The sequence below is a fragment of the Nostoc sp. ChiSLP03a genome, assembly GCF_034531215.2.
GTDB lineage: Bacteria > Cyanobacteriota > Cyanobacteriia > Cyanobacteriales > Nostocaceae > Nostoc.
In genome coordinates, this window is record NZ_JAVRBQ020000029.1 from 37686 (window position 1) to 52431 (window position 14746).

Annotated in this window: 11 protein-coding genes; 9 read left to right on the forward strand and 2 right to left on the reverse strand. The window is 40.5% G+C overall.

Features of this window, described 5'->3' with window-relative positions:
• Positions 1 to 129 precede the first annotated feature (129 nt).
• Positions 130 to 534 carry a four helix bundle protein gene (locus tag RMY32_RS03850; RefSeq protein WP_322708998.1) on the forward strand — a complete coding sequence of 135 codons (405 nt, stop codon included), beginning with the start codon at positions 130 to 132 and terminating at the stop codon, positions 532 to 534.
• A 183-nt stretch (positions 535 to 717) separates the two neighbouring features.
• Here the strand turns inward: RMY32_RS03850 and RMY32_RS03855 are convergent, their stop codons facing one another.
• Positions 718 to 3441: a CHAT domain-containing protein gene (locus RMY32_RS03855; protein WP_409882191.1), complete on the reverse strand. Its 2724-nt coding sequence runs from the start codon at positions 3439 to 3441 to the stop codon at positions 718 to 720.
• Positions 3442 to 4030: 589 nt separating this feature from the next.
• On the opposite strand from RMY32_RS03855, the gene RMY32_RS03860 reads away from it, so the two are divergent.
• Positions 4031 to 4504: a TspO/MBR family protein gene (locus RMY32_RS03860; protein ID WP_322701606.1), complete on the forward strand. Its 474-nt coding sequence runs from the start codon at positions 4031 to 4033 to the stop codon at positions 4502 to 4504.
• Positions 4505 to 4594: 90 nt separating this feature from the next.
• Positions 4595 to 5068, forward strand: a complete 474-nt coding sequence (locus tag RMY32_RS03865) for a TspO/MBR family protein (RefSeq protein ID WP_322709000.1) — start codon at positions 4595 to 4597, stop codon at positions 5066 to 5068.
• A gap of 205 nt (positions 5069 to 5273) precedes the next feature.
• Here the strand turns inward: RMY32_RS03865 and RMY32_RS03870 are convergent, their stop codons facing one another.
• A complete protein-coding gene (locus RMY32_RS03870) occupies positions 5274 to 5981 on the reverse strand; it encodes a M15 family metallopeptidase (protein ID WP_322709001.1) in 708 nt (235 codons plus the stop codon).
• A gap of 208 nt (positions 5982 to 6189) precedes the next feature.
• On the opposite strand from RMY32_RS03870, the gene RMY32_RS03875 reads away from it, so the two are divergent.
• From RMY32_RS03875 to RMY32_RS03900, 6 genes are all read left to right on the forward strand, one after another.
• On the forward strand, positions 6190 to 6501 hold the full coding sequence (locus RMY32_RS03875) for a CU044_2847 family protein (protein ID WP_322709002.1): 312 nt from the start codon (positions 6190 to 6192) through the stop codon (positions 6499 to 6501).
• A gap of 60 nt (positions 6502 to 6561) precedes the next feature.
• Positions 6562 to 8136: a serine protease gene (locus RMY32_RS03880; RefSeq protein ID WP_322709003.1), complete on the forward strand. Its 1575-nt coding sequence runs from the start codon at positions 6562 to 6564 to the stop codon at positions 8134 to 8136.
• Between the two features lie 37 nt (positions 8137 to 8173).
• Positions 8174 to 10978: an AAA family ATPase gene (locus RMY32_RS03885; protein ID WP_322709004.1), complete on the forward strand. Its 2805-nt coding sequence runs from the start codon at positions 8174 to 8176 to the stop codon at positions 10976 to 10978.
• Positions 10979 to 11040: 62 nt separating this feature from the next.
• Positions 11041 to 12522 (forward strand): aminotransferase class I/II-fold pyridoxal phosphate-dependent enzyme, encoded by a 1482-nt coding sequence (locus RMY32_RS03890; RefSeq protein WP_322709005.1) that lies wholly within the window; start codon positions 11041 to 11043, stop codon positions 12520 to 12522.
• Positions 12523 to 12643: 121 nt separating this feature from the next.
• Complete coding sequence (locus RMY32_RS03895) at positions 12644 to 13132, forward strand: DUF2059 domain-containing protein (RefSeq protein ID WP_409882192.1); 489 nt, start codon at positions 12644 to 12646, stop codon at positions 13130 to 13132.
• A 541-nt stretch (positions 13133 to 13673) separates the two neighbouring features.
• Positions 13674 to 14654, forward strand: coding sequence for a choice-of-anchor A family protein (locus RMY32_RS03900; protein WP_322709007.1), 981 nt, complete (start codon positions 13674 to 13676; stop codon positions 14652 to 14654).
• Positions 14655 to 14746: the final 92 nt, after the last annotated feature.

Sequence of the window (14746 nt, forward strand, 5' to 3'; positions counted from 1 at the left end):
ATAAATTTATGCCACAAAACTGAATACTAAAAAAAGATAATTGGGATTGGGGACTGGGAACTGGGGACTGGGGATTAGGTAAAAATATCCCATAAAATTGAGGGATTGTTTGTATATTATTAAGATGATATGGGAGATAGAGGTTTTGAGTCTTTAGACTTCTATCAAGATAGCGTCAAGCTACTAAAAGCAGCTTATCGACTAGCAGATAGGTTGCCAACTTTTGAGCGTTACAATTTGAGCGATCAATTACGAAGATCGGCTTGTAGTGTTTTACTGAACATAGCTGAGGGCTACGGACGTTATCATTATCTAGATAGATTGCGTTTTATGTACATTGCTCGTGGTTCATTAACTGAGACTAAAAGTGCCTTCATTATTGCTGAAAGTCTGGGGTACTGCAATACAGAACAATTAGACTGGGTTAGTCAACTTAAAGACCAGATTGAAAAAGGTCTTAACGGTTACTGTCGTTTCATTCGTTCCCAACAACAAGGTAAAGAAGAGTATGGCACTAGATTAGGTAATTGGTGATTAGTGATTGGTGATTGGGAGATTTGAGGTTTTGAGCTAGATGAACGAGTCCCCAATTCCCAATCCCCAGTCCCTAATCCCCAGTCCCTAATCCCCAGTCCCCAATCCCCAATCCCCAATCCCCAGTCCCCAATCCCCAATCCCCAATCCCCAGTCCCCAATCCCCAATCCCCAATCCCCAAATCACAACCAATTGCCAATCAAAACATAGGCAGACCAAAAGCTTGGCGCTCTGTAATTGGGATGTTTCAGCAGTTGTAGTTGGGCACGATGGACTGCTTCGGCTTTGGTGATTTTGCCACTCTTGAGTTCTCGATAAAAGGCACTAACAAACATCGCTGTTGATTCATCATCAATTTGCCACAGGGAAGCGATGGTACTACGTGCCCCAGCTCGGACAGCTGCTCCTGCAAGACCCAGTGCTGCCCGGCTGTCTCCTGTTGCTGTCTGGCAAGCACTCAAAACCAATAATTCTACTACGGTTTTACTCTGGCTGTGGAAGAGAGTATCAAAATCTTTGACATTGATCTGACCATCGAAATCTAAAATAAAAGTGTCTTCAAGGCGAGAGCTAAACTGACCGTGGGTTGCCAAATGCACTATGTTGAATGAAGCAGCATCAATTTCACTTTCCAATTTCTTTTTCTTAAAATCTCCATCCAATAGGCTGGTTGTCGAAACTCCTGCTTTGGCAATACCATCAAATTCAGATTTGATCGCTAGCAATGGTGCAAACTTAGGATATCCTGGCGGCGGCTGAGTCAGTCCTGCGGTTAGCGCTCTGAGCTGCTGTTTAATTAGCGGTTTCGGGTCGAGGAGTTGTAGACCGACGCTCAGGGCGATCGCATATTTCTCTACTAAATATTGTTTACCATCGTAAAGAGCTGCCATTGGTAAATTGCGTAATGGCCCATCTAGGACGAACACTAACGTATCGACGCCACTTTGTTGTAATTGTGACTCAATGGGTTTAAGCAGCCAGCCGTAAACTTGTTGCGATTGGGTTTGGACGATCTTAGTAGCAGTTGGATCGACAAGATTTCTTCGCAGTTTTATTAAGAGTTGCTCTACTTCTCTTTGGGAAATCTTGGTACTGTAGCTTTCCAAAGGTTGTTTAGGAATTTTGACAATTACCTGGAGTTCGTCACGAAGAATAATTGGATAAATAATGGCAGCCTTGGAATTATCTTTGTCTACTACTCGATCGAGGGCTACTTTCTGACCTTGCAGACAAGCTTCCTGAAAGAAGTCGTCTAATTCTGCTAGTTGGAGTGCTTCAATCCGTTCGCGTGCTTTCTCCAATATTTGTTCATTTGGTTTTCCTTTTTGAGATTGCAGCAGTAACTCTACTGACTGGCGGTAGACAGGTTCTACACTGTCCCGGAAATCAAATTGCACATCCTGGTTGACTACATCTTTATTGACTACTAAATCTCTTCGCAGAGACTCAAGGGTGTCTACAGCAGCATCATAAGCGGCGATTGCACCATTAATATCTTTTTTTGCCCAAAGCAATCTACCTAACTGCCATTCCAAGCTATAGGTAATTTCTGGTGCATTGCTACTCTGTGCCAAAGCTAATCCTTGCCGGGTCAGGTCTTGCGCTTCTGACCACTGTCGGGTTTCTTCGTACAAGCCGCCTAAACTCTTCAGAGCATAAGCCTCTGCCCGCTTGTCTCCTAAACTACGGGATTGCTGGATGGCACTAGCGAGTAATTTTGCTGAATCTTTTGTACTTAATCCTGAGTAAAAACTATGACTCGATGCTTGTAATACACCACTCTTGACTTTTGCTAAACTTTGTGAAAAGTTAACATGAGCGTAAATACTCGCACGGCTGAGAGGGAGTTGCCTGAGTTGGGATTCAATCGATGGCAAAAGAGTTTGCACCTTTGCCCATTCTTTATCTTTAATCAGTAGTCCCAGGTGATTGAGTTGTGCTTGAACTTTTGTGAGGGGTGAGGGAGATACTGCGACTGTTTTTTGATAATAGGCGATCGCCTGTTCCTTTTGATTTTGTTTGCGGGCATTATTCCCCAAGCTGAACAGACTAGCCCCAATATCAGCGCTTGATTGGAGATTTTGAGCAATTATCAGACTTTCTTCTAATGCTTGGCGTGACTTTTTCAAATCGCCCAATACCAAAAGAGCATCACCGAGCGATCGCAAACTCACTGTTTTTTCTAGAGAATCTGGTTGAGATTTTAACGTCTGACTTATTCGATCGAGTGTTTTGATCGCTCGCGGGTAAAATCCTTGGGTACGCCACGCTTGTGCTTGATTGATTAGCGATCGCACTACGCCACTTTGATTATCTGCTTGTTTGTAAATTTCTTCTGTCTGCTGCCAAGTTGCCAAAGCCGCCTCGGACTTTCCCATTGCCAATTGCAGACGACCTTGAATATCTAGTGATTGGGCAAATATTTGCAGATTTTGGTTTTTATCCGGTTCTTGGAGTACATTTAAGCTTTCTGTAATTGCCTGCTGCGCCTGATTCCATGCACCGAGTTGCTGGTAAGCTAAAGAAAGATTGCCCAATGTGACTGCTAGTCCAAGGCTCTCCCCTTGCTGCTTATATATTTGGACAGCCTGTTGTAAAACTTCTACAGCTTTGGTAAAGTTGCCATTACTGTATAAAACTTTGCCCTGCTGTAAGAGTGAGGCGGCATCAGTGGGCACAGCCAGCGATATTATACTATTTATTGGTAGTTGGGATAAAGAATTGATTGAGCCAGGAACTTTTGCTAGCACTGGTGAACCGACAATGCATAGCAAAGCGACCAGGAAGTACAAAGGCAAACGTAAAAAGTGAGCTAGGGCGGTGAGCCTGCGCGTCCTTGCCGTTTCTCGACTTCTGCTTTTAAACTTTAGAGAATTTGCGCCAAAAATCCTAGTTGTTTTAGCCATAAGCATGACGAGAGGTAGGTGATAACCAGAAACACATAGGATGAACTATTAGGCTAACAGGCTAATGTTACCATCTCTATTCCCGATCAATCTTTGAGCTTCTACAATTTTCTTATTTATGGCGATCGCTGTGAAACTTGATTAACAAAGTAAATGAAGTACGCGGATAGGGGCACAACATGTTGTGCCCTGACGATTATCTCTAGCTCATCATGCAATCTGTTGTAGTTAAAAAGCGATCGCTAACCTTAATCAAAAACTCACTGAAATCGCCTTCTCCAATAATCCGGTCTGCGCTTGCTATGTGCTATTGCAACAATCCAGATAAACTCTTCAAAGCCCAACAGGACGCGCTCTAGCGATCGCATCTGGAAAAATAGCATCCAAATCGCGTGTCACTAAAAAAGTCACACAAATCACGTCCTTTCTACTTTTTGTGCCATTCCCAATGCCTATAATTTAAAATCCAGCCAAATGATGTGAAGGTTTCAAACTCAGGGATGATGAGTAATTAGCAATTAAATTGACAAAATCACACTATAAAGAGTGATATTAACCGATAAATAGCGCTTGTAAAGGACTAACGGGCATGATTAAATCTTGGATGGTGATTGGGGGCGTGGCTTTCTTGGTTGCTTTAGCAGCGAACGTGATTACGCCTAGCGATCGCCAATGGTTCAAGCGTTTACAACGACCGAGATGGCTAACTTTTGAGGGCGCAATTCCGATTATTTGGACTGTAATATTTATTTGCGGTGCTTGGTCAGCTTATATTGTCTGGGAAAAAGACCCAGGAAGCACCTCAACCTGGTTAATCATGGGTTTATATCTGCTATTAGAAATTGTTACCATTGCCTATACGCCTGTAATGTTTAAGCTTCGCAGTCTGAAAGTGGGTACAATTCTCGGTGGCACAGGTTTGATTATTGATGTTTTATTGATACTTGCAGTCTTAGGTTTTTCTGGTTGGGCAGCCCTATTACTAGTTCCTTATTTACTCTGGAGTCCCATTGGTACTTATACCACTTGGCAGATGATGAGTCTCAATCCTCAAGATGCCTAAGAATCGCACCAGGGAATGATTAAACATCTAGCCTAAATTGTCAAACTTGCAGTGTATGACTTGACAAAATACACAAAGCAAGAGTGCATTATGATTCCATCTTGGATAATAATTGGGGCTGTAACTTTCTTCGTCGCCCTTGGTAGTTTCTTCATCACGCCACGTGATGTTAAATGGTTTGCAAACTTAAGTCGCCCTCGCTGGCTAGTTTTTGAGCCGCTGATTCCAATTATCTGGACTGTGATTTTTATCAGTGGTGCAGCTTCAGCTTATATTGTCTGGGAAAAAAATCCCGGAAGCCTAATTACTTGGCTAATAATGGCTTTATACCTTTTGGTGGAAATTATCACCGTCGCCTACATACCTACAATGTTGAGGTTTCGCAGCCTTAAAGTTGGGGAAGTTCTTGGGCTAATCGGTTTGATTTCAGGAGTTGTCCTAGCAATCTGCGTTTTACCTATTTCTCTAGTGGCGGCGCTGTTACTCCTTCCTTATTTAGTTTGGACTCCCATTGGTACTTACACTACCGACGAGTTAAAAGAACTGAATCCTCAAGATGCTTGAAGAAGTATTCAGTAGTCTGAATTCAGTAGTCAGAAGAAGAAAGTGTAGGATGAACGCTTATTTATTCCTTATGGATTCCGTAAGAAAGATTTCGCATTTAGTATCACCATTTATTCAGCATTAGATTGAGCAAGTTTGCCAGTTAGACTCCAATTCAATTCTGAATTCTGAATTCTGACTCCTGAATTTTTTTGTAATAACGCATCTATACAAGCCGTCCATAACGTGCTGTGGTAGGATTGGCTGGATTAGATTGATTATTCAGCCAAGCCCACATTTGATCGCCGACAGAAAAATGCCACCATTCTCTAGGATTGCGTTGAAAGCCGGCTTTTAACATTACATCTCGCAATAGTTGACGGTGAACATGATACTTTTGCGTTTCTGAGCGATCGCTATTGGCATAATAATCGGGATGCGATCGCTCTGACATTTCATCAATTGGCGAACCCATATCCACTATTTCGCCAGTATCATCTACCAGCGTCACATCCACCGCCCCACCAGTACTGTGAGGAGGCGGAGTTTTTTCATCTAAACTCGGTGCAGCCCAAATTGCATAAACCGCTTCCCAAATCTCTTGGCGTTGGTTTGAGGATAACTCCACATTAGTCAGTCCTCTATCCCGCACTGCTTGGGCGAAGCTGTAATCTATCATAAACTGCTGGACTGCTACTGGGCGATAGGCATCAAATATTTGAATCCGCCAGTTAGGATGCAAGAGATTAAGATAATTTTGCGCTCGAATCAAATTTTCAATGACGCTTTGACGAAGATAATAAGGAGAGCGATCGCCATAAGGCGCACCTAACTTTTCATAAGGATGGGGAGATTCCACTGCAAACAATTCCAAAGGAATCTCCACCAACAGTTCGCCACACTCAAAAATCGGGATTTGATGATAAGGTCTCATCTAGTCAGCTACACAGGACTTACGCATTTTAACGCAAGCATAGCATTCTGCATAACGATTCTCTTCTTACTCTGTATCCTTGGCGCCTCTGCGTGCAATACCAATTTTTCTCAATTTAATCGTGCCCGAAAAATGTAACAATACCATATACCTTCTTCCCATTATTTAGGAAAATCCTTGCACGAAAAATTAACAGAAAAAATGAAGTATGGCAGATAAAACCAAAATTATTTCCTTTCAACTTTCTGACGGTAAAATAATTAAAGTAGAGGTTACGCCTATAGGAGAACAACCCGTTTCTGATGAAACCAGAATTTTTAAACAAGCCACAGAAATTATTAAATCCATTGCTGAAGATGTCGCAGGTACATTAAAAGATATTAGCGAGACAGTCAAACCAGATAAATTTAGTGTCAAACTAGGTTTACAAATTGGAGTTGAGTCAGGACAACTAACCGCTTTAATTGTCAAAGGAACAGGCACAGCTAACCTAGAAATTACGATGGAATGGGGTAAATAACAGTTGATTGTCTTACAGTTGTGGTAATCTTCTTACAAAGATGCTAGATGAGAGCAATTAATGGGTAACGAAGACGATTTACAACGCTGTACAGTGCGTTTAAATGTTGCCAGTAGTCAGGGAACAGGTTTCTTTGTTGCACCAAATTGGATTCTCACCTGCGCCCATGTGGTCGAATCTGCAAAAGATAACCCTGTGCAAGTATTCTGGAAAGCAGGAAACCAGAATTACACAGCTAAAGTTACGCAATTATGCAAATATCCCCTTGATTTAGCCCTTTTACGACTGGACGAGGATTGTTTGGATCATCCCTGTGTTGAATTGGATGAGACAAAACCCAATACCAACAATGATTTATATATTTTCGGTTATCCCAAGAATAGCGAAGTTGATTATTCGCAGGGAGATTCAGCAAGCTTTAAATATGAAGGAATAAGTTTTAAACAGGATATTAGTCTCTATAAGTTAAAGCAAGGGCAAGTTATCTCAGGCTTTAGTGGCTCGCCTTTATTAAATTTACTAACAGGTAAAGTTTGTGGAATTGTGCATCTTTCCCGTGATGAGGGTAACGATTTAGGTGGGCGGGCAGTTTCGGCTCAAGTTATTGTGAAGCAATTTCCCGAAATTGCGTTACTTAATAAACAATTTCATCAGCCAAAGCCCAAAGGTGATAATCCATTTGAATATGGTCTTCCTATTCCTCCACAACGTTTTTACGGACGGAGAAAAGAGATTTTAGAGATTAAAAACCGCATTGGCGCGATTAGTCCTCAATGTGTCAATTTGGTGGGTTTGCGGCGCAATGGAAAAACCTCTCTATTGCGATATATCAAAGAAAGAATCAGCGAATTTTGTTCGCCAGAACAAAAGCCTTTAGTTGTTTTCTTAGATTTAACGAATAGGAATTTTCATACTCCAGAGGGGATTATTGAAGGCTTAAGGCGAGGGATTCACAAACTAACAGGTAATTATCCTTGGTCAAAAGAAGATAATGAAGATGGCTTTGCAGTAGAAGATGGCTTACAGGTGTTAGTAGATGAAGGGTATCGTTTAATTATTTTATTGGATGAGTTTGAAGCCATTGCTAGTAAAAAAGATAGATTGGAATTGTTTCAGGATTGGGGAGAAGATTGGCGTTCTAAGGCTTGTGCGGGTTTATTAACAATGCTAATTGCCAGTAAACGCCCTCTTAATGAAGTTTACGAAACTTTGAGTCTGGGTTCTCCCTTTGCCAATATTTTTAGTACGACTATTTTAGGGGCATTAGAGGAGAAAGCTTGGCAAAGCATCATCCAGAAAGGATTTCTGCCTGATTCTGCGGTATTTCAATGGGTGGATGAGTTAGCAGGAGGGTTGCCCTATTATGTGCAGATGGCGGGGGCGATGTTGTGGCAAGATGGGAATCAAGAAATAGCTAAAAATGAGTTTAATTTTCAAGCAAAGCCTCGTTTTGAAGAACTTTGGAAAGATTTAACCGAAGTTGAACGTTTAGTATTACGTTATGAGTTGGGAGGGAGTAATTTACCTATTCGCGATCGGGCAATTGTAGATAGGCTTCAGCGTCATGGGTTATTACGGAAGAATGGGGGTTTATTTAGCAGTGTGTTTGCAGAGTTTATCAAAGGTCAAAGATAAAGGAATAAGCCAAAGGTTCAAACATTAAATCTAAAAAATGTTGCTGTTTTTGCGAGAAACTTGGGAACTATTTTGGTGGGTAATGTTTTGCCCTTCAAGGCTTCAACAACGAATGAATGAATGGTTGCCTCAAAAAGAAAAAATTGGACGCAGACCAGACACAAGTTTTATTGAGATTTTATTGTCCAAAAACTTAAGATTTATTAGTCAGTATTTATTACTATTATTAATTTTTAATATTCCTCTTATTTTCAGACTGATTGAGCGTAATCAATTGTTGGATTGGTTACAGTTACCTTGTGTAATGTTAATTGCTTATGCGACAGGGGTTTTATTTTTACCTCTAGGACTGATTATCCCCTTGTTGTGGTTAATAGTTGTATTAAATCAGCCTGATAGCTGGTTAAAAAGCTTAGAAGAAGCTATTAAAGTTTTACCTTCTTTACCTCAAATAGGGATAGGTCTTCCAGTTTTCGGAGTATCCATATCATTAACTGTTTGGTTAATGCAACTGTTAAAAAAACATCTTTGCCTTGCTCGTAATGTGATGGTCGTGGGAGGAACAATCAATGTGATGTTAGGAACGTGGTTAGTAACTCAAAACTGGTTGTTTCTATTGTTAGTAAGTGGAATAACAGGCTTTCTCCTATTTTCAGCAATAGAAAGTATAAAAAATAGCGATAATGCGGTCGTCATGGCGGTCGTCGTGGCGATCGGAATGATGGTCGTCGTGCCAGGAGTCATGGCAGTCGGAGTGGCGGTCATCGTGGTGGGAGTCATGGGGGGAGTCGTAGGGGGAGTCGTGGCGGTCGGAGTGGCAGTCGGAGTGGCGGTCGGAGTGGCGGTTGGAGTGGCGGGAGTTGCTACTTTACCGCTTACTTGGTTTTCGGTTGTTGCAAGTTTAATTGCTTTTGCTCTTGCACCAGCAAAAGACAACAGAGTTTTTATCACCACTACAGTGATTTTAATAGCTCTTTCTGCCCTAAATTTAAAATGGCTTTCAGTATTAATTATTCCTGTAACCTTAGTCAGCTATTACAGAATATTTCCTGATTATTCCTTTATCTCTTTAGGTAGTTATTATATATTTCCTCATTATTTACTAAAACTTTTCAGATTTTCAGATTCAACAAATAGGCGGTTACGTCCCCAAATAGCAAAAATACTTTTTCAATTACCTCCTTACACAAGCGAACTCCTGTGGATACCTTTATCTAATCATCCTCAACTTCTTGTTTCTGAATTTTGTCAAAGACCTCAACAAGCCTTAACAATCTTTCAATATACCCAAACTTTTTCTTTACCAGGATTTCAAATAACCCTGCAAAATGCCTTACCACAAATTGTCGCCAATCAACTCAAGCAAATTCAAAGTATTCCAGAACTAATCTTTACTGCCAACTCAGACCATCCCATATTACCCTTCCTGATTTTCCCCTTCTATCACCTCAATTCTGACAGCGACACCTCTACTCCAGAAACATCTTTACCAAAGGTTAAACCTGAACTTTCTATCCTTCTTCCTCGGTTGCAAACTATTATTCAAGATATTCAATCTGCACTTGAAAATAAAAATATACCCCTACGAGAACGAGGATTAGAACGAATCAATAACAATGTTGTTCGATTACAATCCCAATTACCCTCTCTGGGACTTAAAGACGAAGCCATCAAACGCTGGACACCTGTACTGGAACATTGGCAAAAGGTTATTGAACTGGAACAAAATGAACAACGTAAACTCTCTCAAGGCGAACTAATCAACCCGTTCCAATATGGAAATCCGGTGCGATTTGACCAAAAAAACTTGTTTAAAGGTCGTCAGAGATTTGCCGATGAAGTTGTTCGTCGAGTTTTAAACCGCGATCGACCTACCCTTGTGCTGCACGGCCCCCGTCGCTGTGGTAAAACTTCCTTTTTGTATAACTTTCCCCGCCTGCTTCCCAGTGATATTCTCCCCGTATTTGTAGATATGCAAAGTTCCGCCATTACCACTAGCGAATCTGACTTTTGCTTTGGCTTAGTCCGTGCAATTCATAAAGACTGCAAAAGTCAAGGCGTTCAATTACCAAACATTCCTAAACGCACCGATTTTCAACCTAGTCCCTATACAACCTTAGAAGATTGGTTGGATGAAGCATTTGACCAAATTGGAGAACGGCGCATTCTTCTCAACCTTGATGAATTTGAAAAAATTGGTACGGCTATCCAAAAGGGACAGATAACTTTACGTTTATTTGACCAACTACGCCACTTAATTCAACATTACGAACAACTCGGTTTTCTGTTTTCTGGGGTGCAAACTTTAGAGGAATTAGGGCCGAATTGGAGTAACTATTTTATCAGCGTTGTCCCGATAGAAATGCTTTATCTTGAACCTAACGAAGCCGAGGAATTAGTCCTTAAGCCAGATCCAGATTTTGCACTGCGTTACGCTCCAGGGATTGTAAAAGAAGTATTAAAGCTTACCAATTGTCACCCTTACTGCCTACAATTATTGGGCGCATCAATGGTAAATCAAGCTAACTTTAATCATACTGATTTGATTACTACCGAACTCTTGCAAGCTTCTATTAATGACGCATTTATTTCCGGTCAGCCTTATTTTACAAATATTTGGACAGAATTTACAGGAACTACACCAGAAGAAATGGTAATTGGTCAAGAATTATTATTACAAGTTGCCAGAACAGATATTTTATTACCTAAAACTACTAAAATTGCTGAAAAGGTATTAACCCGCTTGTTGCGTTATCATATTTTACACAAAATCAATGGAGGATATGATTTTGAAATCCCTCTGTTAAAACAATGGGTGAAAGAGCGTGCAATAAGAAGCTAATTATTTTATGAATATGCCTTAACAGATTTCAAATTTTATCATTAACGGTTTGTTTTATTTTAATGCCTAATCAAAATCAAATACCCTTATTAGATGCCTTAAAAGCCAATGCAGCAAGACCCCATGCACCTTTTTACACCCCAGGACACAAACAAGGCAAGGGAATTCCTCAACCCTTAGCCGATTTATTTGGCAAAGCCGTCTTTAGCGCTGATTTAACCGAATTAGCAGATTTAGATAATCTCTTTGCACCCCAAGGCGTTATTCAAGAAGCACAACAACTGGCGGCTGAGGCATTTGGTGCTTCGCAAACATGGTTTCTTGTCAATGGTTCTACCTGTGGGATTGAAGCGGCTATTCTTGCTACCTGTGGCACAGGCGATAAAATTATTCTGCCTCGCAATGTGCATTCTTCTGCGATCGCAGGTTTAATTCTCTCTGGTGCTATACCAATTTTTCTCAATCCTGAATACGATCCAGTTTTAGATATTGCCCATAGCATTACACCCAATGCTGTACAAGCTGCACTCCAACAACATCCAGATGCGAAAGCAGTGTTGACAGTTTATCCAACATACTACGGTGTTTGTGGAGATTTGAGGGCGATCGCCAATATTACTCATCAATATAATGTCCCTCTACTTGTAGATGAGGCACACGGCGCACACTTTGCCTTTCATTCAGAACTACCCACTCCAGCTTTAGCCGCAGGTGCTGATTTAACTGTACAATCCATCCACAAGGTACTCGGTGCGATGACACAAGCATCGATGCTGCACGTTCAAGGTAATAGGATAAATGGTGATCGCATCAGTAAAGCTTTGCAGCTCGTACAGTCTACCAGTCCTAGTTATTTACTTTTAGCTTCTTTAGATGCAGCGCGTCAGCAAATGGCACTCCACGGAAAAATGCTGATGTCTCGCACTTTGCAACTTGCTAAAGAAGCTAGAACAAAAATCAGTCAAATTCCGGGATTATCAGTTTTAAGCCCCCCTTTTAAAGAGGGGTTGGGGGGATCTCCCGGTTTTGTAGCTTTAGATAAAACGCGACTAACTGTAACTGTTTCTGGTTTAGGTTTAACCGGATTTGAAGCAGATGAAATTCTTGATGAAAAATTTGCTGTTACTGCTGAATTCGCCTCAATACAACATCTCACCTTTATTATTAGTTTAGGCAACACCCCAGCCGATATTGAACAATTAGTCCAAGGTTTCACCACCCTCACTAAAGAATATTGCCGAAGCAACTTGACTGTTAAAAACCAGGTTTGGCTAAATCTAGACAGAACCCTAGATTATGCTTTACAACTTTCTCCCCGCGAAGCTTTTTTTGCTGTCAGTGAAATACTACCTTTGACACAAACCAATAAACGCATCTGTGCCGAAATCGTCTGTCCCTATCCCCCAGGAATTCCTGTGTTAATGCCAGGAGAAGTCATCATCAAACCCGTCCTTGACTATCTGCAACAAATCCAGGCAATGGGAGGATCGATCGGTGGTTGTGCTGATAGTAGTTTCCGCACCCTAAAGGTAGTAAAAGAATGACTTATATGGTAAATTTAAGGATAATAATTTGAGACCATTACTTACAATGGTTCCTCGTTTGTCAAACTTACCTAAATAATCTTCTCTTAAAAATAAATTTAAATCAATGAAGATAAATTTTTTGTTCACAGCAGCAGTTGTACTTTCCTTAGTAACGACCTTCAATAAAGCTGCTTTTGCTCAAAGTCCAACTAATACTATTGCACCAAGTAATAATGCTCAAGAAATAGAAAAAACTAATAATATCAAGAAATTGTTAGAGATAACTGGTACCAAAAATATTTCTACACAGATCCTCACTCAAATATTAAATAATTTCAAGTCCGAATACCCTCAAGTTCCTCAAAAGTTTTGGGATACTTTTGCTGCTGAACTCAAGATAGATGATCTTGTCAATGAGATTATTCCTATTTATAATAAATACTTTACCAATGAAGAAATCAAACAAATTATTGCATTTTATCAGACACCTTTAGGACAAAAAACAATTACCGTTATTCCCCAAATCACTCAGGAATCTACTGCTGTTGGTATAAGATATGGAAAAGTAGCAGTCGAAAGAGCCTTAAAAAAATTGGAAGCAGAAGGATATATCCGCCCTAGTCGATAAAGCGGTCTATGATGTTAACTGGAATTTAGGAATGGGTAATTTTTAGGTTTTGCTCAATTACCAATCCTGCCAAAAAGCAGCAAAGGAGAAAGATTCTTTTTGCTCCCTATTCTCCCTCTGCCTATTGTTTACTTCCTCGAGCGAGCAACTTGAAACTCAGATCAAATCTGCTCTCCACCTTCTACAATCAAGTTACTATCCTCCACGAATTCCCTTGTTAATGTTGGGAGAAGTCATCACAAAATCTATTCTTAATTACCTGCAACATATCCAAGTGATAGGGGAATTTATCAGTGGTTACAATCACACTAGCCTCAAAACTTTCAAAGTTTTGAAATAACGTCCTAACTCCTAACTCATGAATTATTGTTGATAAAAATTTAATTCATGCAGTAAACAGTAAATCTGCGGTTGAGCAGATAATTTTGAGAAAAGTATACAGTAGTTATACTAATGTGAAACTTCAATAAAAATAGCTAGTAAACTAGTGCAATCTTTGATTTATAGCCATAGGATCGTTTTGATGATCCTAAACTAGAAGATGAAATCAAAAACCTATTATATTTGGGGGTTAGTAACAGTTCCGATTGTAGTAACTCTGGCGCTGGGTTTCTCAGCAAGAGCGAATGCAGTTGAGTTAGGCGCTGCCTCTGATTACAATGTATTTGTTTTGGGAGATATCTCTCAAAAATATACAGATATTGAAGGAAAAGTTGCTGCTGGCGGTAACATAAATTTCGTCGGCGGACTTGGAAGCAGACTTTCTGGCAATAGCGGCAACGTAGTAGTCGCTGGACAGAATTTAACTCTAAGCAACGGTCAAGTCTACCACGGGAATGCTGTCTATGGAGGCAGCGCCAATGTATCCAGCAATGTGGGATTTCCCCAAGGAACTCTCAGCCAGGGTAATCCCATCAACTTCAATGAAGCAGGGAAACAACTGCGAGGACTATCTGAATATTTAGCAACCTTGACTCCTACTGGTAACACAACAGTTCAACCTTGGGGTGCTATTAACCTTAGTGGCAGTGGTACTGCTTTCAATGTTTTTAATCTTGCAGGCTCATCTGTATCCAAGACAAACTATTTTGAAATTAAAGGGGACGCAAATTCAACTATCGTTGTCAATATCAGCGGTAAGGATGTGTCACTGCAAAACTTTGGGTTTAATATCATTGGCGCAGATAAACAAAAGGTAATTTACAACTTTTATGAAGCAACTAACATAACTGCTAGTGGAATTGGCATCCAAGGTAGTATCCTTGCGCCTTTGGCTAATTTCAATTTCAATAATGGTCAAATTAACGGCAATGTCGTGGTAGCTTCTTTGACAGGAAATGGCGAGTCTCACAACTATCTATTTAATGGCGATCTGCCAGATGTCCCGATTAGGTACTACACTCCGCCTAAGCCTCCCATTCGTAAGGTTCCAGAGCCTGCAAATCTTCCAGGTTTAGGATTAGTTGCTGTAGTATTTGGTTTGTTTCGCTACAAACGCAATCGAGCAACTTGTTTAGAATAATTAAAAATTTTTGGCAGCATAGCGCATGAAGCGAACTTATTTACAGATTTTCGCTCATGCGCTATTTCCTTGCTCTCTACCTTCTACAATAA

Excerpts from the sequence above, each read along its gene's own strand:
- RMY32_RS03850 (WP_322708998.1), top strand. The coding sequence starts at position 130 with ATGGGAGATAGAGGTTTTGAGTCTTTAGACTTCTATCAAGATAGCGTC.
- RMY32_RS03855 (WP_409882191.1), bottom strand. The coding sequence starts at position 3,441 with ATGGCTAAAACAACTAGGATTTTTGGCGCAAATTCTCTAAAGTTTAAA.
- RMY32_RS03860 (WP_322701606.1), top strand. The coding sequence starts at position 4,031 with ATGATTAAATCTTGGATGGTGATTGGGGGCGTGGCTTTCTTGGTTGCT.
- RMY32_RS03865 (WP_322709000.1), top strand. The coding sequence starts at position 4,595 with ATGATTCCATCTTGGATAATAATTGGGGCTGTAACTTTCTTCGTCGCC.
- RMY32_RS03870 (WP_322709001.1), bottom strand. The coding sequence starts at position 5,981 with ATGAGACCTTATCATCAAATCCCGATTTTTGAGTGTGGCGAACTGTTG.
- RMY32_RS03875 (WP_322709002.1), top strand. The coding sequence starts at position 6,190 with ATGGCAGATAAAACCAAAATTATTTCCTTTCAACTTTCTGACGGTAAA.
- RMY32_RS03880 (WP_322709003.1), top strand. The coding sequence starts at position 6,562 with ATGGGTAACGAAGACGATTTACAACGCTGTACAGTGCGTTTAAATGTT.
- RMY32_RS03885 (WP_322709004.1), top strand. The coding sequence starts at position 8,174 with ATGTTGCTGTTTTTGCGAGAAACTTGGGAACTATTTTGGTGGGTAATG.
- RMY32_RS03890 (WP_322709005.1), top strand. The coding sequence starts at position 11,041 with ATGCCTAATCAAAATCAAATACCCTTATTAGATGCCTTAAAAGCCAAT.
- RMY32_RS03900 (WP_322709007.1), top strand. The coding sequence starts at position 13,674 with ATGAAATCAAAAACCTATTATATTTGGGGGTTAGTAACAGTTCCGATT.